The sequence below is a fragment of the Microbacterium sp. SORGH_AS_0454 genome (assembly GCF_031453395.1).
Lineage (GTDB): Bacteria > Actinomycetota > Actinomycetes > Actinomycetales > Microbacteriaceae > Microbacterium.
In genome coordinates this window covers 1,942,635-1,966,907 of sequence record NZ_JAVIYS010000001.1, presented here as the reverse complement: position 1 = coordinate 1,966,907, position 24,273 = coordinate 1,942,635, and the positions used below count along the sequence as shown (strand labels likewise).

The 24,273-nt window shown below is 69.3% G+C and carries 16 protein-coding genes and 1 pseudogene; 12 read left to right on the top strand and 5 right to left on the bottom strand.

Going from position 1 to position 24,273, the window contains the following annotated elements; all coding sequences use genetic code 11:
* Positions 1 to 261 precede the first annotated feature (261 nt).
* From QE454_RS09080 to QE454_RS09065, 4 genes are read left to right on the top strand one after another with little or no spacing between them, the layout of a single operon-like run.
* A complete protein-coding gene (locus QE454_RS09080; RefSeq protein WP_307455996.1) occupies positions 262 to 3,978 on the top strand; it encodes a LamG-like jellyroll fold domain-containing protein in 3,717 nt (1,238 codons plus the stop codon).
* Entirely contained in the window at positions 3,975 to 5,027 is a 1,053-nt protein-coding gene (locus QE454_RS09075) for a permease (protein ID WP_307455998.1), read from the top strand. Before QE454_RS09080 ends, QE454_RS09075 begins: the two co-directional genes overlap by 4 nt.
* Complete coding sequence (locus QE454_RS09070) at positions 5,020 to 5,751, top strand: TIGR03943 family putative permease subunit (RefSeq protein ID WP_307456000.1); 732 nt, start codon at positions 5,020 to 5,022, stop codon at positions 5,749 to 5,751. Before QE454_RS09075 ends, QE454_RS09070 begins: the two co-directional genes overlap by 8 nt.
* Positions 5,732 to 7,102: a hypothetical protein gene (locus tag QE454_RS09065; RefSeq protein ID WP_307456003.1), complete on the top strand. Its 1,371-nt coding sequence runs from the start codon at positions 5,732 to 5,734 to the stop codon at positions 7,100 to 7,102. The genes QE454_RS09070 and QE454_RS09065 overlap by 20 nt, the downstream gene beginning before the upstream one ends.
* Before the next feature lie 52 nt (positions 7,103 to 7,154).
* Here QE454_RS09065 and QE454_RS09060 read toward each other — a convergent pair whose 3' ends face one another.
* Complete coding sequence (locus tag QE454_RS09060) at positions 7,155 to 7,754, bottom strand: hypothetical protein (protein WP_210073697.1); 600 nt, start codon at positions 7,752 to 7,754, stop codon at positions 7,155 to 7,157.
* 333 nt (positions 7,755 to 8,087) lie between these two features.
* Between QE454_RS09060 and QE454_RS09055 the strand changes: the two genes are divergently transcribed.
* A complete protein-coding gene (locus QE454_RS09055; protein ID WP_307456005.1) occupies positions 8,088 to 12,461 on the top strand; it encodes a beta-L-arabinofuranosidase domain-containing protein in 4,374 nt (1,457 codons plus the stop codon).
* 59 nt (positions 12,462 to 12,520) lie between these two features.
* Here QE454_RS09055 and QE454_RS09050 read toward each other — a convergent pair whose 3' ends face one another.
* On the bottom strand, positions 12,521 to 13,462 hold the full coding sequence (locus tag QE454_RS09050) for a LysR family transcriptional regulator (protein ID WP_267787669.1): 942 nt from the start codon (positions 13,460 to 13,462) through the stop codon (positions 12,521 to 12,523).
* Positions 13,463 to 13,579: 117 nt separating this feature from the next.
* On the opposite strand from QE454_RS09050, the gene QE454_RS09045 reads away from it, so the two are divergent.
* The 4 genes from QE454_RS09045 (at position 13,580) to QE454_RS09030 (ending at position 17,000) form a co-directional block, all read left to right on the top strand.
* Complete coding sequence (locus QE454_RS09045) at positions 13,580 to 14,572, top strand: putative oxygenase MesX (RefSeq protein WP_307456007.1); 993 nt, start codon at positions 13,580 to 13,582, stop codon at positions 14,570 to 14,572.
* A gap of 20 nt (positions 14,573 to 14,592) precedes the next feature.
* The gene (locus QE454_RS09040; RefSeq protein WP_307456009.1) at positions 14,593 to 15,630 is read left to right on the top strand and encodes a methionine synthase; all 1,038 of its coding nucleotides are present in this window, start codon (positions 14,593 to 14,595) and stop codon (positions 15,628 to 15,630) included.
* A 58-nt stretch (positions 15,631 to 15,688) separates the two neighbouring features.
* On the top strand, positions 15,689 to 16,729 hold the full coding sequence (locus tag QE454_RS09035; protein ID WP_307456010.1) for an aldo/keto reductase: 1,041 nt from the start codon (positions 15,689 to 15,691) through the stop codon (positions 16,727 to 16,729).
* Positions 16,730 to 16,820: 91 nt separating this feature from the next.
* Complete coding sequence (locus QE454_RS09030) at positions 16,821 to 17,000, top strand: hypothetical protein (RefSeq protein ID WP_307456011.1); 180 nt, start codon at positions 16,821 to 16,823, stop codon at positions 16,998 to 17,000.
* Positions 17,001 to 17,044: 44 nt separating this feature from the next.
* Here the strand turns inward: QE454_RS09030 and QE454_RS09025 are convergent, their stop codons facing one another.
* Positions 17,045 to 17,527: an Lrp/AsnC family transcriptional regulator gene (locus tag QE454_RS09025; RefSeq protein ID WP_267787672.1), complete on the bottom strand. Its 483-nt coding sequence runs from the start codon at positions 17,525 to 17,527 to the stop codon at positions 17,045 to 17,047.
* A gap of 80 nt (positions 17,528 to 17,607) precedes the next feature.
* Here QE454_RS09025 and QE454_RS09020 point away from each other — a divergent pair, with 80 nt between their 5' ends.
* The 3 genes from QE454_RS09020 to QE454_RS09010 all read left to right on the top strand — a co-directional run bounded on the left by QE454_RS09020 (position 17,608) and on the right by QE454_RS09010 (position 21,414).
* The gene (locus QE454_RS09020; protein WP_307456013.1) at positions 17,608 to 18,540 is read left to right on the top strand and encodes a DMT family transporter; all 933 of its coding nucleotides are present in this window, start codon (positions 17,608 to 17,610) and stop codon (positions 18,538 to 18,540) included.
* Between the two features lie 79 nt (positions 18,541 to 18,619).
* Positions 18,620 to 20,209 (top strand): molybdopterin-dependent oxidoreductase, encoded by a 1,590-nt coding sequence (locus tag QE454_RS09015; protein WP_307456016.1) that lies wholly within the window; start codon positions 18,620 to 18,622, stop codon positions 20,207 to 20,209.
* Positions 20,210 to 20,379: 170 nt separating this feature from the next.
* The gene (locus QE454_RS09010; protein ID WP_307456018.1) at positions 20,380 to 21,414 is read left to right on the top strand and encodes a PAS domain-containing sensor histidine kinase; all 1,035 of its coding nucleotides are present in this window, start codon (positions 20,380 to 20,382) and stop codon (positions 21,412 to 21,414) included.
* 10 nt (positions 21,415 to 21,424) lie between these two features.
* Here the strand turns inward: QE454_RS09010 and QE454_RS09005 are convergent, their stop codons facing one another.
* Positions 21,425 to 22,003 carry an isochorismatase family protein gene (locus tag QE454_RS09005; protein ID WP_307456020.1) on the bottom strand — a complete coding sequence of 193 codons (579 nt, stop codon included), beginning with the start codon at positions 22,001 to 22,003 and terminating at the stop codon, positions 21,425 to 21,427.
* A pseudogene (locus QE454_RS09000) lies at positions 22,000 to 24,256 on the bottom strand (MMPL family transporter). Before QE454_RS09000 ends, QE454_RS09005 begins: the two are co-directional and overlap by 4 nt.
* Between the last annotated feature and the right edge of the window lie 17 nt (positions 24,257 to 24,273).

The following is a 24,273-nucleotide window of genomic DNA, read 5'->3' as shown; positions in this document are numbered from 1 at the left end:
ACTTTTCGAGTCGGCGCTGTGTTAGCGCTCACACTCAGAAGCACCGTACAAGGCGCTCGTGCGGCGGTCAAGCATCGATGCGGTCACGACGTGAAGGTTCACATGTGCCTTGCGCTTACCTGCGCTCATTGTTTAATGTCGGTCGCGACCCAGGCCGGAAACCGCATTACCGGCCCGGACCGCCACGACGACGTGCGGTCCGGTCGCCTCGCCGGCGACCCGGACGAGACGCTTCGCCGTACGCCCGAAAGGCTCCCCCGCATGCGTTCACGTCGTCCTGCCGCCTTCGCCCTCGCCGTCGCCCTGGTCGGGACCGGACTGGTCACCGGCATCGCTCCGGCCCAGGCGGAGGCTCCCGCCGCCGCACTCGTCTACGACTTCGACGCCCTTCCCACCGGGCCCATCGCCGCGGGAGCGCAGATCCCGGATGCCGCGGGGGCCCACGCCGGAACGGTGCGCGGTACCGGCGCGAACATCGTCACCGGCCCGCGTGGCGGCTCCGACCGTGCGCTGGCGCTACCGGGCGGTTCGTCGACGTCCGGGGCGGCTTTCGTGGAGATCGCACCAGGCCTGACGGATACGACGACGGGCGACATCACGATCTCGGCGTGGATGCGGTGGTCGGGCGGGCAGGAGTGCTCGTGGGCCTACAGCCTCGGCAGCTCGAACGAGCGATACCTGTTCGCCACCCCGCGCTGCGGAGGAAACCTGATCGGAGCCGTCAAGTCCGGCACCGAGCAGCGGGCGACCGGTAACGGCCCCGCCGCATCGAACCGGTGGAGCCACATCGCGGTCTCCCTGCAGTCGGGACAGCGCGTCACCACCTACGTCGACGGCGAAGCCGTGGCCTCCACCGCGACGACGGCGACCGGTGCCGCGACCGTGGGATCGTCATTGTTCTCGGGGCTGATCGGCAAGTCGCTCTACCCCGGAGACCCGTTCTTCGCGGGGGCGATCGACGACGTCCGCGTGGATCGCCGAGCGCTCGGCACCGAACAGATCCGCGAGATCGCGGCCCCCGCGGCAGAAGCGATCGCGCGAGCCGACGCCGCCGCCGTCGAGCTCGGCGACACCTCCGACGTCGTCTCGGATCTCGCGCTTCCCCGCGTCGGCAGCGGTGGTTCGACCCTGTCCTGGGCGTCGAGCGCCCCCGACGTCGTCTCACCCGACGGCCGGGTGACGCGGCCCGCGCCGGGCTTGTCGGACGCTACCGTCACGCTGACGCCGACCGCCGCCTTCGCCGGGGCGACAGCGATCGGCGCACCCGTGCAGGTGACCGTGCGAGCCGATTCCGCGGCCGACCTCTCGGCGCGGTTGAGCGCCTCGCTCGTCGTGCCGCCGGTCGTGGCATCCGGGACCTCCCTTCCGAGCGTCGCGGGCGTGGACCTGCGCTGGAGCGGCGCGGCCGTCTCGAACGGGGCGCTCGTGAACCCGGGCTCCGGCGACCGAACCGCGGAAGTCACCGCGGCCGCGGCCTGGGGCACGACCACCTTCTCGAAGACCTTCACGGTGACCGTGCTCGATCCCGCCACGGCGCAGAGCCTCGTCGCGTACACCCGCACACCCACCAACGACCACGACGCGAATCAGGACACCGTCGCGCGGAGCATCCACCTCGCGGTCGGCACGTCGGCCGACACCGCGCAGCCCCTGCAGAACAACTACGGTGTGGTCTTCGCCCGCGGCGAGCACGTCGGTCTCGACAACGTCGAGCAACGCGGCATCGGCTCCCCCTCGCCGTTCTTCTTCTCCGACGGCCGACTCGGCTTCCTCGCCACCCGCGTCGAGATGTCGGGAGCACGGGATGCCACGGCCCAGGGCGGAGCGCTCGTGTTCCGCGCCGAGGATGATCGGGGTTCGCAGTTCGCCGAGCTCGGCACCATCGACCTCGGGACGACCGACGGGGTCGTCTCTCCGCGCGCCGTGTGGGACTCGGCCCAGCAGCGCTACCTCGTGTCGTGGACCGACGCCTCGGGCACCGCCCGATACACGACCGTGACCGACCTCGCCCGCACCGAGCAGGTTGCCGACCCCTTCAACCCCGAGGACGACGGCACACGCAGCCGCGTCGTCTCCGCCGGAAACCGCGGCGACGTCGTCGTCGGCTCCCCCATCGGCGTCGCGGACCCCGGCTGGGGCTCGTTCGCCGAACGCGTCGCCAACGCGGAGCCCGGCGGCATCCTGCCCGTCAGCGGGACGATCGCGACGGCCCTCGCCGCACGCTACGACCGCGTCGTCAACACGGCGGTGACGGTCGCCCCCGCCACGATCGCGGCGGGCGCCGGCGAAGACCTCGACCGCACGCGCGCCGACCTCTCGTACAGCGACGGGTCGACCGCGACCCTCCCCGTCGACTGGAACACGGACGAGCTCGCGGCGGCCCGGGCGGCCACCTCGGGCACCGTCACCGTCACGGGCACCGTCCGACAGAAGGACTACAGCGTTCCCTTCGCGGCCAACCGCGCCGACCCGACCATCTACCGTTACGAGCGCGCGGGCAAGACGCAGTATCTGTTCATCGCGACCGACGACACGAACAACAACAACATCGCCTCGGCCCACCTGCCCATCCGCGTCTCCGACACCTTCGACGGACTCTCCGATGCCGCCGGCGGAGCCCAGCGCGAGGTCGACCTGTTGAACCGTTGGACACGGCGCGACACCACCACCGACGGTCGAACGATCGCCGGGTGCTACTGGGCACCCGAGATCCACGAGATCGGCGGGAAGCTGTCGATCCTGTTCTCGCCGTGCTTCAACTCGGGCGACGCGCAGGCCAACGACGGCGCCGACTGGCGCACCGTGCAATCGCACATCATGCAGCTCCGCGACGGCGGCGACCCCGCCGACCCCGCGGACTGGTCGAAGCCCGCCGCGGTCCTGGAAGCCGACGGAACGCCCCTGGGCCGCGAGGGTTACAGCAACATCAGCCTCGACATGACGTACTTCGAGGCGAACGGGCAGGCGTACTACACGTGGTCGCAGCGTTTCACCTCCCCCGGCTTCGGCGACCCGCTCACGTGGATCGCGAAGGTCGACCCCGCCGACCCCACCCGGATCGTCGGCGAGGCGAAGCCCGTGATCTCGCCGTCGCTCTCGTGGGAGCTGCGCCTGGCCGAGGGGTCGTTCGCGATGGAACGCGACGGCAGGATCTACCTGATCTACTCCAGCGACGGCGTGAGCCCTCGCTACGTCGTCGGCGGCGTCTGGGCCGATCTCGACAGCGATCTCATGAACATCGACAGCTGGCACAAGTACAACACCCCGTTGATGAAGAGCGTGCCGATGCCCGAGGGGGTGTGGGACTACCTCACCTATCCCCAGGGCCCCGGCCACGGAGCGGTCACCACCGACGACGACGGGAACGAGCTCTACGTCTTCCACACCTGGGGTGACGGCGTGGCCGGCAACGGCCGCGACACCCGCATCGGACGCGTCCACTGGGCCGCCGGTGATCGACCCGTGCTCGACATGAGCAAGGACGAGCAGGTGCTGCCGGCCCTGCGCACGGTGACGATGACCGTCACGGTCCTGCCCGCGGGCGGCCCCTCGCCCTCCCCGGAGCCCACCGCACAGCCCTCCCCCGGCGCTTCCGGCCCGGTCGCCACCGCGAGCGCGACGCGCGTCGCGCAGGGCCAGTCGTTCGACGTGACCGTGACGGGGCTGAACCCCGGCGAGCAGATCTCCGCCGTCCTGCGCAGCACTCCGCTGCCGATCGCCGGCATTCCGGTGGCCGATGCCTCCGGTCGTGTGGCCTTCCGCGTCGTCGTCCCCGCCGACTTCGCCCCGGGCGCACACACCCTCGAGATCGCACGCGCCGACGGAGGCGTCTTCAGTCGCCTGGGCGTCGAGGTCGTCGCCGCCGGGTCGCTTGCGAAGACCGGCGCCGACGTGGCGCTCGCGGCGGGTCTGCTGGGCGCGGGAGCACTTCTGGCCGGGGTCGCGGTGCGGGCGCTGCGCCGCCGACGGCTGTCATGAGCAGAGCCCCCTCGGGGCAGCTGAGCAACCGCACGTCCCCGGCTGTCTCCGCCCCGGCCGAGCCGGGGCGGGGGCCCTTCGGACGCCCCCTGCTCGTCATCGCGGCGGTGGTGGTCGCCGCCGCGGCCGTGCGACTCGTCACCATCGGCGCCGACACTCCCCTGCCCAGCGCGCTGTCGGATGGAATCACCCTCGCCGCGAGCGTGGTGATCGAGTCCCTGCCGTTCGTCTTCCTGGGCGTGGTGATCTCGATCGCGGTGCAGCTGTGGGTGCCGACGAGAATCATGGATGCCGTGATCCCCCGCCGGGGTGTAGCCCGCCGCGCCGTGCTGTCGCTGCTGGGAGTGGTGCTCCCCGTCTGCGAGTGCGGCAACGTGCCCCTGGCGCGCGGGCTGATGCTGCGGGGGTTCTCGGTCGCCGACTCGGTGACGTTCCTGCTGGCCGCTCCGATCGTGAACCCGGTGACCCTCATCACGACCTATCAGGCGTTCGGATGGGACGACGGCATCCTGGTGTCGCGGCTGCTGGGCGGGTTCGTCATCGCGAACCTCGTCGGGTGGGTGGTGAGCCTGCACCCGGAACCGGAGCGCCTTCTCGCCCCCGCGTGGGCGGCGACCTGCGCCGCCGCGCCCTCCGCCCGCCGACCGGCCTCTCTCGCGCGAGCAGCCGGGATGTTCCGCGACGAGGTCTCGGCCATGCTGCCGGCGCTCTTCTTCGGCGCGGCGATCGCGGGGATCATCCAGGTCGCGATGTCTCGCGAGACGCTCACCGGGATCGGCGGGCACCCCGTGGTCGGCATCCTGGCGCTGATGGTGCTCGCCTTCGTGATCGCGATCTGCTCCAACGTCGACGCGTTCTTCGCCCTCTCGCTGGCGTCGTCCTTCTCGCCGGGAGCGCTCGTCGCCTTCCTCGTGTTCGGGCCGATGATCGACGTGAAGATGCTCGCGATGCTGTCCACGACCTTCCGCGTGCGCGCACTGGCGGGGCTCACCCTTCTCGTCGCCCTCGGTGCCGTGACGATCGGCCTGGCGGTGAACCTCGTTGTCTGAGTTCCTCTCCCGGTGGACCGGGCTCATTCTGTGCGGCATCGGCGTGCTCTGCACCCTCGCCCTCGCCGCCCGGGGCAACCTGACGCTGTACATCCACCCGCGGTACGTGGTCTTCACCGTCGTCCTCACGCTGGTGGGAGCGGCCCTGTTCGCTCTGGCCGTGTGGTTCTCGCTCGCGCGGCGAGCGCCGGAGCACGACGATCACGGCCATGATCACGCGCCTCGCCGCGGTCTTCTCGCCACCGCCGTGAGCGGGACCCTCGTCGTCGTCGCTGCCCTCGCCCTGCTCGTCGCGCCGCCGGCCGTGCTGAGTGCCGAGCGCGCACTCACGAGCACCGCCGCCACCAGCGGCGGAGGCGATGTCGCGGCGCCCTCACTGGTGGGAAGCGATCCCACGAGGTTCTCGCTGCGCGACTGGGCCACCATACTCGGCGCCGGATCCACGGCATCCGATCTCGTGGGGCAGCAGGCCGACGTGACCGGCTTCGTCCTTCTCGACGCCGCAACCGACACCGCGCGGATCGGCCGCTACGCGGTCACCTGCTGCACGGTCGACGCCCAGCTCTTCGCGGTCCGCATCGAGCGCTCCGCCCTGCCCGCGGGCGTCGAGACCGGCGCCTGGGTCCGTGTCGCGGGAACCTTCACCGACGACGACGGCGCGACCGTGCTCCGTCCCGACACGATCGAGGAGGTGCCCGAACCCGATGATCCCTACCTCTCGTGAACCCCGCCGTACGCGGCGCCGCTTCCTCGTCGTCGCGGCGATCGTCGTCCTCGTCCTCGTCGGCGCGAGCGTCGCGATGGCGGCTGTGGCCCTGGATCGCGGGCCCCGCCTGCGCGCCGTCACCGGCGATGTCTCGCTCACCGTCTCTCAACGCGATCTGACGCTCACCCTGCGCACCGACCAACCGCTCGACTCCTCCCCGATGGAGGGGCTGCGTATCGAACCCGCGGCGCCCGCCGACATCGACCTCGACGGCGCCTCGGTCCGGGTACGTTTCACCGATCTGCTCGACTTCGACACGGCGTACCGCATCGTCGCCCCGGGTCTGCGATCACGGGCCACGGGCGCCACGAGCGCGGTGGAGTACACCTTCACGACGCCCTCGAACACGGTCACCGTCCTCGAGCGGGGCGGGGTATTCGACCGAGTCGACGACACCCCGGACCGCGTCGTCCGTCACGACCTGTCACGCGGGACGGAGACCACTCTGCTGTCGGCACCGCGCATCCAGGAATACGCCGACACTCCGGACGGGGTCGTGGCGCTCGTGCTCGCCCCGGAGGGAGGCGCACGCCTGCAGACGGTCGACGATGCGGGTGTCGAAGCCACCCTTCCCGCGCCGGGCCGAGGCGACATCCGACTCCTTCGTGCATCCGCCGACGCCGGTCGAGTCGGGTACGTCTTCACCGGTCCCTCCGCCGATGGGACGACGGAGTACACGAACACGCTCTTTCTGACCGACCCGGCGGCGGAAGACTCCGCGCCGCGCGCCGTGCACGGCATAGACGGGATGCCGCTGCGCACCGACGCGTGGTTCTTCGTGCCCGGCAGCGCCTACCTGGTGGCGCAGGCCGCCGACCGGAGTCTCGTCCTCGTGGATGGGACGGGGGTCGCTCCGCCGCGGGCACTCGGCCAGCTCGGCGATCTGCGCGGCATCCTCCCGGGGACGACGTCGGTCGTGGTGTCGTCGGATGCCGCGACCTCGGTCCTCGATCTGACGAACGGGTCGGTGACGGATGTCACCGGGGCCCCCGCGGCCACCTCGACGCTCGGCAGTCTCGTGCTCTCCCCCACGTCCGTCCTCACGTGGACCGGCCAGGAGATCACACGGTCGACGGCAGACGGGTCAGGGGTCCCGCTCGCCGTCGCGGGGAGCGGCGAACGTCTCCAGGAGGTGTGTGCCTCACCGAGCGGCCGACACCTCGCTGTCGGAAGCGCACCCGAGGCAGCGCCGATCGACGGGTATCCCGCACGCGCCGACCGCGTGGGCCGCTCGACGCGCATCGTCGACGCCGAGTCGGGCGAGATCGAGACGCAGCTCTCGGGCACGCGGCCCGATTGGTGCGCCTGAGGTCGAGCGTCGCCCGGCGGGAGGGGCCGCCAGGCGACGCTCGACCCGGGACTCACATGCCGTCGGCGATCATCGCCCAGATCAGCTGGACGTGCCGGTCGGCGTTGAGATCGGACATCTCGTTGTCGTAGTTCAGGCCGTAGGGCCAGATGTGCGACCCTCCGCAGTTGAGCACGGCCCCGGCTCCATCGAACTCGGCCAGCTTCGCGTTGCCGTTGGGGCCGGTCCACTGCCCGTTCTGGCACATCGCGTACCAGGCGTTGGCGGTGCCGTTGCCGACGGTGTGCGAGATCTCGTGGAGCGCCGTGCGCTCCTGCATGAAGCCGCGATTCTCGCCGAACCGGATCGTCCCGTCGATGCTCGCCTCGGCAGTGGGGACCCCGGGGACGTAGTAGACGTTCAGGTGCCGGTCGAAGTCGCTGAACTCGTTGTAGCGCGAGACCGCGGCATCCATCGCCGCTCGGATGCGGTCGTACGCATCGGCCTGGTCGGCCGTGGGGTTCGCCTCGGTATAGAGCGTGTAGGTCATGCGCCCGGCCGCCTCGGCAGGTGTCGAGGTCGCCGCCAAGGGGGCGATGACGGCGGCGAGCGCTGCGGCCGCGACGACGATGCGCTGAACGAGGGCACGGGGACGGGGGGATGCGTGCTGCATGGTCACTCTCCTTCGAATGGTCCGCGACGTCGGTGTCGCGTCCTGAGACAGTAAACGCATTCCCGAGCCGGCAGGAAGGGCGCAGAGATCCTTCTCATCGGTTTCTCATCTGACGACGCGGTGAATGGACGAATTGCCGTCACGATCAGGTAACTGTGCCCGAGATAGCTCTTTCGGCCCCGCTCTGTGAGCGCTAACATCACCTCAGGCGACGAAGACGTCGCCGCGCAATGACGCTCCGCCAGGAGGTCCGGCCCCCTTTCGTGAAAGGCCTCGACGCCTTCCGCCGCACGCCCGACTTCCTCGTTCTGCGATGCCGCAGGAAGGAACAGCATGTCCCGTATCCGAAAATCGGTCGCGCTCGGTGCCGTGGCCCTCATGGTCGCGAGCGGGGCGGTGGCGCTCACGACGCCGCTCGTCGCTTCGGCGGACACCGGGCTCGACGGCTCGAAGGTCCTCGACCTCCCCTTCGACGACTCGATCGCCGACAGCGGCCCCCGCGGGAACCCCACCTCCATGATCCGAGGGGCGGCCGAGTACACCGCGGGAATCGATGGTCGGGCGCTGAAGCTCTCGGGAGATGACGCGCTGGGCCTGGGAACGTCCCCCTCCCTGCAGCCCGAGAACCTCACCGCCTCCTTCTGGTTCAAACCCGACGGGAGCATGGGCGATGCCGAACAGGTGTTCACCTGGAACAAGCGCGAGTGGTTCACCGACGGGTGGTACCTGACCTCTGAAGGACCCAATACCCCGCTCGCGCTCTCCGTGGGGCCCGGGAACAACCAGCCCTACAAGGTCGCGGTGACCGGCACGCGGGATGCGTTCTTCCCGAGCGACGCCTGGACGCACGTCGTCGTCACCTACGACAAGACCACCAAGGCGGTGTCGTTCTACCGCAACGGCGAGAAGCAGACCTCGACGGTCGTCGTCCCGGTGGGCCCGAACGCCTCGGGCGTGCTCGGCGCCACGGACGTCGAGAAGACGATCGGCTTCAACGGAGTCGTCCACAACGGCGCGTACAGCCAGGGCGCCCTCGACGACTACACGCTCTACGACGCCGTCGCCACCACGTCGGACGTCGTCGCCCTCCAACGGCAGAACGACCCCACCTTCGACCCCTCGACCATCGCGCAGAAGGGCCTCGACTCCGTGTCGGTCCCCACGACCGCGACCGCAGACTTCGGTGTGCCGACCTCGACGGCGAACGGATCCGAGCTGTCGTGGACCTCGTCGAACGCCGACGTCATCGCCGTCCAGGCCGGACAGGCCGCGGTCGTCCGCCCGCAGGGGGCGGATTCCTCCGTCACCCTGACGGCCAGCGCCACCTACGGCGGCAGCACCGCCCGGACGAAGACGTTCACGGTCACGGTGCCGGCGGAGGGATCGACCGCCTCGCTGTACGTCGACGACACCGATCTCAACGAGGTCTTCGTCGCAGACCCCTACCTGCAGAACAGCCACACGAAGATGGTCGATTGGCTGCTGACCCTCGATCCGAAGCGCTTCCTCTACTCCTTCGACCAGCTCTCGGGCATTCCGACCACGGCCCAGCCCTACGGCGGGTGGGAGCGCACCACCGGCGCGCGCTTCCAGGGGCACTTCTTCGGCCACTTCCTCTCCGCGCTGTCGCAGGCGTACGCCACGGAGACGGATGCCGCACGCAAGGCGCAGCTGCTCGAGAAGCTCACGACGGCGGTCGACGGGCTCAAAGCGGCACAGGACGCCTACGCGCAGAATGACCCCGACAACGCCGGCTACGTCTCACCGTTCCCGGTGTCGTACCTGCCCGGCGGTCGCGACGGCTTGATCGTGCCGTTCTACAACCTGCACAAGGTGCTGGCCGGACTCCTCAAGGCGCACCAATACGCGCCCGAGGCGGTCGGAGACGAGGCGCTCACCGTGGCCGAGAAGTTCGGAACCTGGCTGAACACCTGGGGATCTCGTCAGGCCAACCCCGGTGAACTGCTCAACACCGAGTACGGCGGAATGAACGAAGCCCTGTACGACCTCTACAGCATCTCGATGGATGAGAACCACAAGAAGGCCGCCCAGTACTTCGACGAGACGACGCTGTTCCGCCAGCTCGCGGCGGGTCAGGACGTCCTCGCCGGCAAGCACGCGAACACGACGATCCCGAAGCTGATCGGCGCGCTGAAGCGGTACACGGTCCTCACCGACGACCCGACGCTGTACGCCCGACTCAGCGACGCCGAGAAGGCCGACCTCGGGATGTACCGACAGGCGGCGGACAACTTCTGGGCGATGGTGGTCGAGGACCATTCCTACGTGGGCGGCGGCAACAGCTACTCCGAGCACTTCCAACAGCCCGGTACCCTGTACGACTTCGCCACGAACGGCAACACCAGCGGCTACGGCGAGAACTCCACGGTCGAGGGGTGCAACGAGTACAACATGCTCAAGCTCACGCGAGCGCTGTTCCGCGTCGCCCCCGACGTGAAGTACGCCGACTACTACGAGAACACGTACATCAACACGATCCTCGCGTCGCAGAACCCCGAGACGGGAATGATGACGTACTTCCAGCCCCAGACCGCGGGCTATGCCAAGGTCTTCGGCAAGAAGGAGGACGAGTTCTGGTGCGATCACGGCACCGCCACCGAGAGCTTCACGAAGCTCGGCGACTCGATCTACTTCCACAAGGGCACTTCGGTGTGGGTCAACATGTTCCGCTCGTCGGAGCTCGACTCCCCCGAGCAGAACCTGAAGCTGACGCAGACGGCGGACGTCCCCAACACCGACGTGGTGGAGTTCTCCGTCGCGTCGCTCGACGGCAGCGCGTTGGCCAGCGGGACCACCCTGCGTCTGCGCGTGCCGGACTGGTCGCCGAACCCCACGCTGACGGTGAACGGCAACACCGTCGACGTCGCCCGAGAGAACGGATACCTCGTGGTTCCGGTATCCGCCGGCGACAAGCTCGTGTACACCCTCCCCGCCTCCGTCACGGTCGACTCCGACGCCGGCAACCCGAACTGGGTGGCCTTCCGGTACGGCCCGATCGTGCTCTCGACGGCGCTCAGCTCGACGAACGTCGACGCCTCGTACGAGGCCGGCATCCTGGTGCAGATGAGCGTGGCCGACAAGTCGGTGAGCAACAACGTGCTGGTGTCGAACGTCGATGACTTCAAAAAGAACATCGCCGCCAACCTGGTGCGTCTGGAGAACGGTCTCGACAACAACGATCGGTCGGTGATGCGGTTCGGCCTGAAGAACGTCGACAGCGCCGCAGCCGCCCTGACATTCGAGCCGTATTACAGCATGTACAACGTCCGTTACGGCCTGTACATGAACCTCATCGAGCCCGACTCCGCCGCCGCTCAGGCGATGATCCGCAAAGAGAAGGAGCAGCTGCGCATCGACGAGACCACGGTCGACTCGCTGGTCTCGTTCGACAACAACAACAGCGAGGCGGGAAAGAGCTACAAGACGAACCTCTCGCAGGTCGGCGTCTGGCGGGGCATGGGCTATCGCGACGCGCAGGCGAACCCCGCGGCGTTCTTCCAGTACGACCTGCAGATCGACCCCTCGGCGCCGAAGAACCACCTCGGCGTGCGCTACTACGGCGGCGACGACGGACGCACCTTCGACGTCTACGTGAACGATCAGAAGCTCAAGAGCGAGCGGATCACGAACGCCGCAGGGTCGGACCAGTGGTACGTGCAGTACGACGAGATCCCCGCGTCGTTCCTGGCCGACACCGAGGCGAAGGACCGATACAAGAAGGATGCCAACGGGGGCTACGTGCTGGATGCCGAGGGAAAGAAGATCCCCGTCGTCACGGTGCGGTTCCAGAGCAACGGGTCGAGCTTCGTCGGTGGCGTGTACGGCGTGTTCACGGCGACGCAGACCGCCTTCGCAACGGCGTCGGCGCTGACGGATCTGTCGTTCGACGGCGGAACGCTCTCGCCCGCCTTCGACGGGACCACGACCACATACACGCTGAGTGTGCCGAAGGGTCGCACGGAGGTGACGTTCGACGCCGACCCGGCCGTTCCGAGCGGTCTGGTCTTCGCGGACGGCATCCTCATCGACGACGCGAAGGTACGCACGGTGACCCTCGGCGAGGGCACCCCGACGCTCACCCTCGAGGCTTACGCGCAGGATCACCGGACGAAGACGACCTACACGGTCGCCGTCGTCCGCACCGATGCGCCGAGCCCGGAGCCCACGGGAACCGCGAGCCCGGAACCCACCGAGACCGCCGGCCCGCAGCCGACCGCAACGGCGGGTCCCGGCCCGTCGGGCACCGCCTCGCCCACCGCGAGCGGTACCGGCTCGCCGACGGCGGGCACCGCGACGCCGCGCACGGCCACGTCGTCGGTCAACGCGGTCGAGCGTGGTGGCGTCGTGCGCGTGAACGTGAGCGGTCTCGCCCCCGGCGAGCAGGTCACGGCCGAGCTGCGCAGCGATCCGATCCGCATCACGGGGATCCCCGTCGCGGACGCGAACGGACGCGTGAGCTTCGACGTGCGCATCCCGGCGACGCTCCCGACGGGCCAGCACCACATCGTGGTGTGGGCCGCCGACGGGTCGGAGATCGCGCGGCTGCCCGTCACGGTCTCCGCGAAGGGCACCCTCGCCGCGACCGGGGCTCAGGCTCCGTTCGGTGTCGCCCTGCTCGGAGCGATGTTGCTGGTCGCCGGAGCGGCCGGCTGGGCGATGCGTCGCCCGCGCACCCGCGCGAGCTGAGCGATCCCGAGAGGCGGCGGCTCCTTCCGGAGTCGTCGCCTCTCGGCGTCCGCGGGCGTTCAGTCCAGCAGTTCCACCCCGAACCCCGCCACGACATCGCGCACCTCGCCCAGGTACCGCTGCGCCTGTTCGGTGAGGGGGATGGCGGTCCGCCCGATCCAGCCGATCTCGATCCGCTCGTCGACGTCGAGGGGGACCGCGACGATCTCGGGGTCGAGGTCGTCGCTGATGATGCCGGTGGAGATCGTGTATCCGTCGAGACCGATCATGAGGTTGAAGATCGTCGCGCGGTCGGAGACCCGGATCTCCTGCCTGCTGGAGAGGGTCGAGAGGATCTCTTCGGCGAAGTAGAACGAATTGTTCGCGCCCTGGTCGAAGGTGAGACGCGGGAGGTCCGCCAGGTCGTCCAGAGTCGCGCGCTCACGACCGGCGAGCGGATTGCGTCGAGAGACGAAGATGTGCGGCTCGGCGCGGAAGAGCGGGTGGAAGGCGAGCCCCGAGTCCCGCAGCAGCTTGTCGAGGACGTTCCGGTTGAAGTCGTTGCGGAACAGGATGCCGAGCTCGCTGCGCAGCGTCCGGACGTCTTCGATGATGTCGAAGGTGCGGGTCTCGCGAAGCGAGAACTCGTACTCCGCGGCATCCGTCGCCTTCACCATCCGCACGAACGCGTCGACGACGAACGAGTAGTGCTGGGCCGAGACGCCCAGCAGGCGTCGTGAGGGCGGTCGACCGAGGTAGCGCTGCTCGAGCAGCTCGGCCTGCTCCACCACCTGCCGGGCGTAGCCGAGGAACTCGACCCCGTCGACGGTCAGGGTGACGCCGCGCGCAGAGCGGGTCAACAGGTCCCGGCCCACCCGCGTCTCGAGATCGCGCATCGCGGCCGACATGGTGGGCTGCGCGACGTAGAGCAGGTCGGCCGCGGCGCTGATGGATCCTTCCGCCGCCACCTCGATGAAGTACTGCATCTGCTGCAGCGTGATGCCACTCGCGCGCTTTGCCATAGCCCAAAGCTATACCCGCGTATAGCGGAGCGGAATTACTCGATGACCCCGCAGAGGGCGCACGATGAGGACACGATCACCGCACGGCCCACCCCGGCCCTATCCGATTGGCTCGACATGGCGAACGACATCACGTTCCGCATCTCCACCACGCGCTTCGACGAGGACTACGCCCCCTCGACCAGCTCGCGGATCACCACGAACTTCGCCAACCTCGCCCGGGGCGAGCACCGCCGGCAGAACCTGCGCAATGCGCTGGCCATGATCGACCGCCGCTTCAACGAAATCGCCGACGCCGACAACCCCGACGGCGACCGCTACCGGGTCGAGCTCGACATCGTCTCGGCCGAGCTGCAGTTCGACGACGACGGTGACGATCGCGAATTCCCCCTGCTCGAGGTCCTCGACCTCCACCTCCTCGACTCGGCCACCGGCGAGCGCCACCAGGGCATCGTGGGCAACAACTTCTCGTCCTACCTGCGCGACTACGACTTCAGCGTGCTGCTGCCGGCGGCCAACGGCGAGGGCAAGGCCTTCACGCTCCCCGAGGGCTTCGGCATCCTGCACGGCAAGCTCTTCCAGCACTTCCTCGACTCCGAGGCCTACCGCGAGCGCTACACGCAGTCGCCCGTCGTGTGCATCAGCGTGTCCACGAGCCGCGAGTACCACCGCACCGGTGTCGTGCACCCCGTCCTGGGGCACGAGTACGAGCAGGACTCGTTCTCGCTGACCGACGAGTACTTCGGGAAGATGGGCCTGCAGGTGCGGTACTTCATGCCGCGCGGCAGCGTGGCCCCGCTGGCGTTCTACTTCCGCGGCGACTTGCTGGCCGACTACTCCGACCTGCAGCTCGCCGGCACGGTGGCGACGATGGAGACGTTCCAGAAGATCTATCGTCCCGAGATCTACAACGCGCACGAGCCCGCGGGCGAGGTCTACCGCCCGACGCTGGCGCACGAGGACTTCACCCGCACCGACATCGCCTACGACCGCGACGAGCGCAGTCGCCTAGGCATCACGCAGGGCCGATACACCGAGGAGCACTTCGTGAAGCCTCACCGTGCCGTGCTCGACGCCTGGCTCGTCGCCGACGCCCTCCCCACCCGATGACCTCCCCGAAGGCGACCGCCGTGAACACTCTCCTGCCCACCTCCATCGTCGGAAGCCTCCCGAAGCCCGCCTGGCTCGCCAAGCCCGAGGTGCTGTGGTCGCCGTGGGAACTCGACGGCGACACGCTCGTCGAGGGCAAGCACGACGCCCTGCGCAGCGCCGCGAAGGAGCAGGAGCGCCGGGGCCTCGACATCGTCAGCGACGGCGAACAGACCCGCCAGCACTTCGTGACGACCTTCATCGAGCACCTCGAGGGCGTCGACTTCGAGAACCGCGAGACCGTGCGCATCCGCGACCGTTACGACGCGAGCGTACCGACCGTGGTCGGCGCGGTGAGCCGTCGCCAGCCCGTCTTCGTCCAGGATGCCGCGTTCCTGCGTCAGCAGACGGATTGCCCGATCAAATGGGCCCTTCCCGGCCCCATGACGATGATCGACACTCTCGCCGACCGCTACTACGGCAGCCGCGAGAAGCTCGCGTGGGAGTTCGCCACCATCCTCAATCAGGAGGCGCTCGAACTCGAAGCCGCCGGCGTCGACATCATCCAGTTCGACGAGCCCGCCTTCAACGTCTTCTTCGACGAGATGAAGGACTGGGGCGTCGCCACCCTCGAGCGCGCCGCCGAGGGACTGCGCGCCGAGACGGTGGTGCACATCTGCTACGGCTACGGCATCAAGGCGAACACCGACTGGAAGGCGACCCTGGGGGCGGAATGGCGCCAGTACGAGGAGTCGTTCCCCCTGCTGCAGCGCTCGAACATCGACACCGTGTCGCTCGAGAGCCACAACTCGCACGTGCCGATCGACCTCATCGAGCTCATCCGCGGCAAGAACGTCATGCTCGGCGCGATCGACGTCGCCAGCCACGAGGTGGAGACCCCCGAAGAGGTGGCCGACACCCTGCGGCGTGCCCTGCAGTTCGTGGATGCCGACAAGCTCATCGCGAGCTCGAACTGCGGCATGGCGCCCCTTCCGCGCCAGGTGGCGTTCGACAAGCTCAGCGCGCTCTCGGCGGGCGCCGGCATCCTTCGCGAAGAACTCGCGCACGTTCCCGCCTGATGGCCGCGCGATCCGTGGCAGAGTCGACGGTGACCCCCCTTCACCGTCGAGGAGAAGCATGCCCATCGCCGCCGATGACCCCCGCCTGACGTCCGCGTTCACCGCGTCCTCCACCCGCTACGACGACGTGCCGTTCCTGCGCGCCGGGGCGAGCGGGATCCCCCTCCCCCGTATCTCGCTGGGTCTCTGGCAGAACTTCGGCAGCGGACGCACGCTCGACTCGCAGCGCGAGATCCTGCGCCACGCCGTCGACCGCGGCATTGTGCACATCGATCTCGCCAACAACTACGGCCCGCCCTACGGCGCGGCCGAGACGACCTTCGGCACGGTGCTCGACAGCGATCTGCGCCCCTACCGCGACGAACTGTTCGTCTCGACGAAGGCCGGGTACGACATGTGGCCCGGGCCCTACGGCGACGGCGGATCGCGCAAGTACCTCGTGCGCTCGCTCGAGCAGAGCCTCACGCGCATGCGCACCGACTACGTCGACGTGTTCTACTCCCACCGCGTCGACCCCGAGACGCCGATCGAAGAGACGGTCACCGCTCTCGCCGACATCGTCCGCAGCGGCAAGGCGCTGTACGTCGGCATCTCGAACTACCCGGCCGAACTCACCCGTCGCGCGCACGAGCTGCTCGCGGCCGAGGGCGTGCGCCTGTTCATCCACCAGCCGCGCTATTCGCTGTTCGACCGCACGCCCGAGTCAGAGCTCTTCCCCACGCTGCGCGAGCTCTCGGTCGGCAGCGCCGTCTTCTCGCCGCTCGCCCAGGGCCTGCTGACCGCGAAGTACCTCGACGGCACCGTCCCCGCCGACTCGCGAGCGGCCGACAGCCGCTTCCTCGACGAGTCCGCCCTCACCGACGATTACCTCGAACGCATCCGCGGGATCGACGGGGTCGCCCGCGACGCGGGGCTGTCGATCCCGCAGCTGGCCGTGGCGTGGGTGCTGCGTGACCCGGTGGTCACCACCGCGATCATCGGCGCCTCGCGCCCGAGCCAGATCGACGACGCCGTCGAGGCGAGCAAGGCCACACTAGGCGACGACGTGATCGCCGCCCTCGAGCCCTTCGCCGCCCCCTCCGGCGGGTCGCTGCGCTGAGCGACGCACAACCACGGCGTCGGCGCAAGCGGCGCGGCATCCGGCGCTGGATCGTGTGAGGTGAGAACCCACACGCAATCGAGGAGGCGTCATGGGTGTCGCACGTTGGATCGGAACCGGCGCAGTCGGACTCGCAGGGGCCGTCCTGGCCCGGACGGCGATCGGCCGTGCGGTCGCCGCCGGAACCGTGGCCTACCGGGTCTGGAAAGACCCCAAGGTACAGAAGATCCGCCGCAAGGTGCAGGCGAAGGTTCTCAAGCAGCGCTCGTAGCGCTGAACGGCCCCGGGCCCGGGTCGCGATCGTCGACCCGGGCCTTACGCGTGCCCGGGGGCCGGTTCCAGTGGCAGGGGCGAAACGGGCTTGGTGACCCCGAACGCGAAGGTCGTGTCGATCGACGACAGCGATGGGATAGCGCGCAGGTGATCGCGCAGGAGTCGCTCGTACTCCTCGAAGCTCGGCGTGACGATGCGCACCAGGTAGTCCCAGTCGCCGGCGAGCAGGTGCGCTTCGACGATGTGCGGGATCGCGCGCAAGCGCTCCTCGACGGCATCCACCGTCGCCCCCTCGTGCGAGGCGAGCCGCAAGCGTACGAACGCCGTGATGGTGAGGTCGACCGCTCTCGGCGACACCACCGCGCGATAGCCCTCGATGACGCCCGCCTGCTCGAGCTGACGCACGCGCCTCAGGCACGGCGAGGGCGAGAGACCGACTCGATCGGCCAGTTCCTGATTGGAGAGCCGACCGTCTTGCTGCAGTTCACGCAGGATCAGTCGGTCGATGCGATCGAGCGAAGTCATGTAGCAGATTCTGCCAATTTTCGTGGACTGCGGGCAAGAATCGCAATCCGCTGCGTCGGCGATCTTTCTACGCTCGCAGGGTGACGACGTTCACCCTGCCCCTGCCCCGAGCGCTGCCCCGCCGCACCGTCGTTGGTCTGACGGCTCTTACCGCCGTCGTCGCCCTCTGGTCGTCGTTCGCCCTGTCGACGCGCGCGCTCGAGGGCGCCGGACTCACGATGGTCGATGCCGCGATCGTTCGCTTCGCCGTTCCCGCGGTCGTCCTGAGTCCGTGGATCCCTCGCGCATTCCGCGCTCTCCGCGCCGAGCGCCCCGCTGTCCTCGCTCTCGTGCTCCTGGCCGGCCTGCCGCACTTCCTGCTGTTCGCCTGGGGCGCCCACCTCACCTCTGCGGCGCTCACCGGACTGCTCGTACCGGGAACCGTCCCCCTGTTCGTCGCGGTGCTGCTCTTCCTGTGCGTGCGCCGCAGGGTGTCGGCGCGCCGCCTGCTCGCCCTCACCGCGATCGTCGCGGGAGTGGTGGCCAGCGCGCTGTTGACCGGCGGACCGGCGGGGCCCGCCGGTATCGCCGTGCTTCTGGCTGCCGGCCTCGTGTGGGCCGCCTATACCCTCGGCGTCGCCCGCACCCGGCTCGATCCGATCACGGTGATCGTGGTCGTGTCGGTGACGTCCGTGGCATCCGCCCTGCTCCTGGCGACAACGGGCGTGTTGCCTTCCACCCTCCTCGCCGGCACAGCCGACCTCAGCACCGTGGGCACCTACGCCCTCGTGCAGGGGGTCGGCACGGGTCTGCTCTCGACCGCCTGCTACGTCGTGGCGGTCAAGAATCTCGGCAGCAGCCTGCCCGCCGCCGCCGGAGCCCTCAGCCCGGTCCTCACCGCCGTCGTGGCCGTGCCGCTCCTCGGAGAGCCCCTCGGCCCGGGCCTCGGCTTCGCCCTGGCACTGATCACGACGGGCGTCGCGGTCTTCGCGCTGTCCCCCGCGTCCGCGAGCGCTCCCGACGCCGGCTCCTGACGGCATCCGTTCCGCCCTCCGCTCCGAACAGGTAGGAAGGCTCTTCGCGAACACGCGCCGAGCGGAGACGAGGGATGCCATGACGACCGACACCGCGGCCCGGGAAGACAAGACCACCACGGTCCGCCGCCCGCACGCCTGGATCTGGGCCGCCCTGGCCGGCATCGTGTCTGCGGCGGCTCTGCTGGCCGTCGCCGAAGCGCTCGCGGCGCTCGTCGCCCGATCTGCGAGTCCGATCCTGGCCGTCGGCTCGTTCATCGTCGACATCGTCCCGCGCCCCCTGAAGGAGCTCGCGATCACGCTGTTCGGCGAGAGCGACAAGATCGCCTTGCTCGCCGGCGTCGGTCTCGGAGCCGCCGTGGCCGCCGCCGTGGCCGGTGTGCTCGAGTACCGCTTCCGCTTCGTGGGGGTGATCCTGCTCGGCATCGGCGGCATCCTCGCGACCGCGGCCATCGTCACGCGCGCCGGAGCCGGAGCTCTCGCCTGGCTCCCCCCGGTCATCGGCACCGTCGCCGGGGTCCTGGTCCTGCTCCTCGCCATCGTGCGCCTGCGTCGCTGGGTCTCGGCCGCGACCGCGGGAAAGACGGATGCCGTGGGCACCGACCGTCGCCAGTTCCTGCTGTTCACCGGTCTCACCGCGGTGGGCGCCGTCGTGGTGGGCGTCGGAGCCCGCGTGCTCAACGCCGCCACCTCGTCGGTCGCCGCCGCCCGCGATGCCCTGCGGATCCCCTCGGCTCGCACCACGGTGACCGTGCCCGAGGGTGCGAACTGGGAGATCGACGGCCTGACCCCGATCATCACCCCGAACGGCGATTTCTACCGCGTCGACACCGCGCTCACGGTCCCCAACGTCGACCCCACCACGTGGCGTCTCTCGGTCGAGGGCATGGTCGACAACCCGATCGAGCTCAGCTTCGACGATCTCGTCAACATGGGACTCGACGAGTACGGCGTCACCCTCACCTGCGTGTCCAACGAGGTCGGCGGCGGACTCGTCGGCAATGCCATCTGGACCGGCATCCCCATCCGCGACGTGCTGCGCATGGCCGGCGTGCAGGGAGATGCCGACATGGTCCTCTCCGAGAGCGTCGACGGGTACACGGCATCCACTCCCCTCTCGTCCCTCACCGACGACAACCTCGATGCGATCTTCGCCGTGAAGATGAACGGCGAACCGCTCCCGTTCGAGCACGGCTTCCCCGTGCGCATGGTCGTGCCGGGGCTGTACGGCTACGTCTCGGCGACGAAGTGGGTCACCAAGCTCACGGTGACGCGCTTCGACAAGGACGAGGCGTACTGGACGCCCCGCGGCTACTCCGCAGAGGCCCCCATCAAGATGTCGTCGCGCGTCGACACGCCCAAGATCGGTTCGCCCGTCCCGGCGGGCCCCGTCGTCATCGCCGGCATGGCCTGGGCTCAGCCCGTGGGCGTACAGAAGGTGGAAGTCAGCATCGACAACGGCGAATGGCAGGAGACCCAGTTGTCGACGCCGATCAACGACCAGTCGTGGGTGCAGTGGAAGCTCGACTGGACCGCCGACGCCGGTACGCACTACATCGCCGTCCGAGCCACGGACAAGCAGGGTAACCTGCAGATCCAGGATCAAGCGCCGATCGCCCCCGACGGATCGAGCGGCTGGCAGCGGACGCTCGTCACCGTCTCGTCGTGAGGTGCCGCCCGGGAATGTCAATCTCTGTTCCCGGGCGCGCCCCCGCGGCATGATCGGCGTATGCCTTCAGCAAGCACCCCGGCCCACACGGGCGCCCTCGTATGACCACGGCCACGGACGGACCGCGGATGACGTCCACTTCACCCGATCACGAACCCACTCGCCCCTTGATGAGCATCCGACGTTCGATTCCCCAGGACTGGGACGAGCAGGTCGACCTGTTCGCGATCGTCAAGCTCGACAGCGGTGGGTTCGTGCGCGGATGGAATCTCGGCGCCGAACGCATCAAGGGGTACCGCGAGGACGACATCCTCGGTTCGCACTTCTCGTGTTTCTACCGCGAGGAGGACCGACGCCGCGGCAAGCCCGACCAGTTGCTGGCCGCAGCCCAGCGAGACGGCCACGTCGAGGACACCGGCTGGCGCGTCCGTCGCGACGGCAGCGAGTTCTGGGCGCGCGTGACGATCTCCGCCATCCGTAACGAGCACGGCCAGGTTCGGGGCTTCGTCAAGATCGTGCGCGACCTGACCGCCGAGAAGCAGGCCGCCGACGAGCGTCTGGCCCTGCAGCGCACCTTCGCGCATGATCTGCTCTCGCCGGTCACCGCCCTGCGCGGCTATCTCGACCTCATCGGCGAAGAGCTGCCCCCCGACCACCGACTCCTGCATCTTGCGGGAGAAGCGAGCGACCACCTCATCGCGATGGCCCAGGCCCTCATGGCCGAGGTCGACACCGTGGGTCAGCGAGGCCGCAGCCGAGCGAGCCTGGACCTCATCGCCCGCGGCGCGGTCTCACTGGTCCTTCCCGGAGACGCGCCCGGTCGGGTCGTCTTCGGCCAGATGGATGCCGTGTCCGTCTGCGGCGACGTGCTGGGCCTTCGGCGGGCCATCGCGAACGTCCTCGAGAACGCCGCCAAGTATTCGGACGACCTCATCGAGATCGAGGCGTTCGAAACGGACGAAGGCGCCGCGATCCGCGTGCGCGATCATGGACGCGGGATCCACCCCGAAGACCTCGCCTCGATCACCCACGAGGGCAACCGCGGCCGCTTCGCCGACCCCGGGGACGGGGGTCGGGGCATCGGGCTCGCGAGCGTCCAGCGGATCGTGAGCGAGCACGGCGGCACTCTGCGCATCACCAGCGTTCTCGGCGAGGGGACGAGCGTGACCATCACCCTCCCCCGCGCCGACGACGAGCGCGACTGAGCGCGGCGCCTCAATCGCCCGAGGTCGCGAGTTCCGCTCCGGCCGTCTCGATCTCGGTGAGGGCTGCGGCGCTCGAATCGGGGTGCACGCCCGCGATCAGGTCGATCAGCACGCGCACGCGACGCCCGGCGCCGATGGCGTCGAGGGCCGAAGCCCGCACGCAGTAATCGGTCGCGATCCCCACGACGTCGATGTCGCGGATGCCGTGACCCTCGAGAAGCTGCGCCGCGGTCTCGCCCTCGTCGGTGACGCCCTCGAACAGCGAGTAGGCGGGCTTGCCCTGCCCCTTTTTGAGGTGGTGGGTCACGCGCGCGGTGTCGAACACCTCGTCGTAATCGGCGCCGAAGGTTCCGCCGACGCAGTGCACCGGCCACGTGTCGACGAAGTCGGGGGCCTCGGAGAAGTGGCCGCCGTTGTCGTCGTCGCCGTGGTGCCAGTCACGCGAAGCCACGATCAGCGCGTAATCGTCGGCGTGCTCGGCGAGGTACCGCGAGATGCGCTCGGCGACCGCGTCGCCTCCTTCGACACCCAGCGCACCGCGCTCGGTGAAGTCGTTCTGGACGTCGACGATGAACAGGGCGCGCGTCATGCGTCGAGCCTACGCGCCCCGACATCTCCCCTGCCCAGCTTCGAAGGCCACCAGATGCGACGGCCCAGGTCGTAGGCGAGCGCCGGCACGAGGAGGGATCGCACCACGAACGTGTCGAGCAGGACACCGAACGCCACGATGAAGGCGAGCTGCGCGAGGAACAGGATCGGAATGACCCCGAGAGCGGCGAACGTCGCCGCCAGCACGAGACCCGCCGAGGTGATGACCCCACCGGTGGCGACGAGTCCGCGCAGGATTCCCGCGCGCGTGCCGTGCACGAGCGACTCCTCCCTCACTCTCGACATCAGGAAGATGTTGTAGTCCACCCCCAGGGCGACGAGGAAGACGAAGCCGTACAACGGCACCGCCGGATCCGCGCCCGGGAAGCCCAGGATGCCGTCGAACACCAGGGCGCTGACCCCCAGAGCAGCGCCGAACGAGACGATGACGGTACCGATGAGGACGAGCGGGGCCACGACCGAGCGCAGCAACGCCATGAGGATGAGCAGGATCACGACGAGCACGATCGGGATGATCAACGAGCGGTCGCGGATCGAGGTGTCGATCGAGTCGATGTCGGTCGCGGTCACCCCGCCCACCAGAGCCGCTCCCTCTCCCAGCTCGTCGGCCAGAGCGACGCGGAGCTGACGGACCGTGTCGTCTGCCACCGAGGAATCGGCCGTGTCGGCGAGGGTCGCGGCCAGCAGCACGTCGCCCTCGGCGACCGTCGGGGTCGGGGCGGGCGTTCCGGGCGCACCCGACGTCGTGGTCTGCAGGGCGCCGTCGACCACGCTCACGGGCGACTGTCCCCCGGGGGCGTCGGCGCTGAGTACCGAGACCGCGTCGATCCCCGAGGCGTTCTGCAGCACCGTCACGGCCCGAGCAGCTTCCTGCTCGGGGACGAGAACGTATGCCGGGCTCCCGGAGCCGCCCGGGAAGTGCTCGGCCAGGGCCGCCTGACCGTCGCGCGCCTCCGAAACCCCCAGCACGAGGTCGCTCGCGGGCACCCCGTCGGCGCGCAGCTGCGTGACGCCGACGCACGCCGCCAGGAGGACGAGTGTGCACACGACCCACACCGGGCGAGCGCGACGGGCCACGAATCGCGCCTGGCGCGGCCAGAGGCCCCTCGCCGACTGCGTGAGGTCGGCGGGGATCGCCGATCGGCCCGGCCGGGGCAGGAACGGCCAGAACGCCGCCCGCCCGACCAGCGCCAACAGGGCGGGCAGGAACGTCAGTGCCGAGAGCACGGCGAACGCGATCCCGATCGACGCGATCGGGCCCAGAGCACGGTTGGTGGCCAGGTCGGACAGCAACAGGCAGAGAAGCCCGGCGATCACGGTGCCTCCCGAGGCCAGGATGGGCTCGAACGCCCGCCCCCCACGCCCGGGTCGTGGCATCCCATCTCGTCAGGCCCTCGCCGATGGCTTCGCGGAACCGCGCGACGTAGAGGAGGGCGTAGTCGGTGGCCGCACCGATGACGAGGATGAACAGGATCCCCTGCACCTGACCGTTGAGCACGACGACCCCGGCGTACGCGAGCCACCAGACGGTGAGAAGCGCGACGCAGAGTGCGAAGACCGAGGTCAGCAGGACGAGGATCGGCAGCAGCGGTGAGCGGTACACGACGACGAGGATGACGAACACCGCCACGAGGGCCACGATCAGCAACAGACCGTCGATACCGAGAAAGCCCTTCACGAGATCGGCGGTGAACCCGGCGGGACCGGTGACCCACGCTTCGACTCCGGCAGGCACCCCGGCCGCAACCGTCTCGCGCACCTGCTCGACCACCTCTCGCACCTCGCCGGGGCTGTCGATCGGCACGAAGATCTGCGCCGCGCGGCCGTCGTCCGAGACGACCGGGGGCGAGGCGTCGCCCGACACCCCCTCGACGGCGGCCACGTCCGTTGCGAGACCCTGCAGCGCGGCGACCTGCGCATCACTGAGCGCGCTGCCGTCGGAGGTCGAGGCGACCACGATCGCGGGAACAGTGTCGTTGCCGGTGAAATCGGTCAGCCGTTCACTGACGCGGGTCGCGTCGGCCGACTGCGGCAGGAAGGACGACTGGTCGTTCGTCGCAACCTGATCGACCTTGCCGAAGAACGGTCCACCGATCGATCCGCCCGCCACCCACAGCAGGACGAGCAGACTCGGGATGCCGATGCGCAGCCACCGCGATACCCGCGCGGGTCGTAGCGAGCGGCGCGTGGCTGCGCGGGTGGAGCGACGAGTGGACGCAGGCGAGTCGGGCATATAGCTAGCTTATCTAG

What these genes read in the sequence shown, in the direction of transcription:
- QE454_RS09080 (WP_307455996.1), top strand. Translation starts at nt 262, where the DNA reads ATGCGTTCACGTCGTCCTGCCGCCTTCGCCCTCGCCGTCGCCCTGGTC.
- QE454_RS09075 (WP_307455998.1), top strand. Translation starts at nt 3,975, where the DNA reads ATGAGCAGAGCCCCCTCGGGGCAGCTGAGCAACCGCACGTCCCCGGCT.
- QE454_RS09065 (WP_307456003.1), top strand. Translation starts at nt 5,732, where the DNA reads ATGATCCCTACCTCTCGTGAACCCCGCCGTACGCGGCGCCGCTTCCTC.
- QE454_RS09060 (WP_210073697.1), bottom strand. Translation starts at nt 7,754, where the DNA reads ATGCAGCACGCATCCCCCCGTCCCCGTGCCCTCGTTCAGCGCATCGTC.
- QE454_RS09055 (WP_307456005.1), top strand. Translation starts at nt 8,088, where the DNA reads ATGTCCCGTATCCGAAAATCGGTCGCGCTCGGTGCCGTGGCCCTCATG.
- QE454_RS09050 (WP_267787669.1), bottom strand. Translation starts at nt 13,462, where the DNA reads ATGGCAAAGCGCGCGAGTGGCATCACGCTGCAGCAGATGCAGTACTTC.
- QE454_RS09045 (WP_307456007.1), top strand. Translation starts at nt 13,580, where the DNA reads ATGGCGAACGACATCACGTTCCGCATCTCCACCACGCGCTTCGACGAG.
- QE454_RS09035 (WP_307456010.1), top strand. Translation starts at nt 15,689, where the DNA reads ATGCCCATCGCCGCCGATGACCCCCGCCTGACGTCCGCGTTCACCGCG.
- QE454_RS09030 (WP_307456011.1), top strand. Translation starts at nt 16,821, where the DNA reads ATGGGTGTCGCACGTTGGATCGGAACCGGCGCAGTCGGACTCGCAGGG.
- QE454_RS09025 (WP_267787672.1), bottom strand. Translation starts at nt 17,527, where the DNA reads ATGACTTCGCTCGATCGCATCGACCGACTGATCCTGCGTGAACTGCAG.
- QE454_RS09015 (WP_307456016.1), top strand. Translation starts at nt 18,620, where the DNA reads ATGACGACCGACACCGCGGCCCGGGAAGACAAGACCACCACGGTCCGC.
- QE454_RS09010 (WP_307456018.1), top strand. Translation starts at nt 20,380, where the DNA reads ATGAGCATCCGACGTTCGATTCCCCAGGACTGGGACGAGCAGGTCGAC.
- QE454_RS09005 (WP_307456020.1), bottom strand. Translation starts at nt 22,003, where the DNA reads ATGACGCGCGCCCTGTTCATCGTCGACGTCCAGAACGACTTCACCGAG.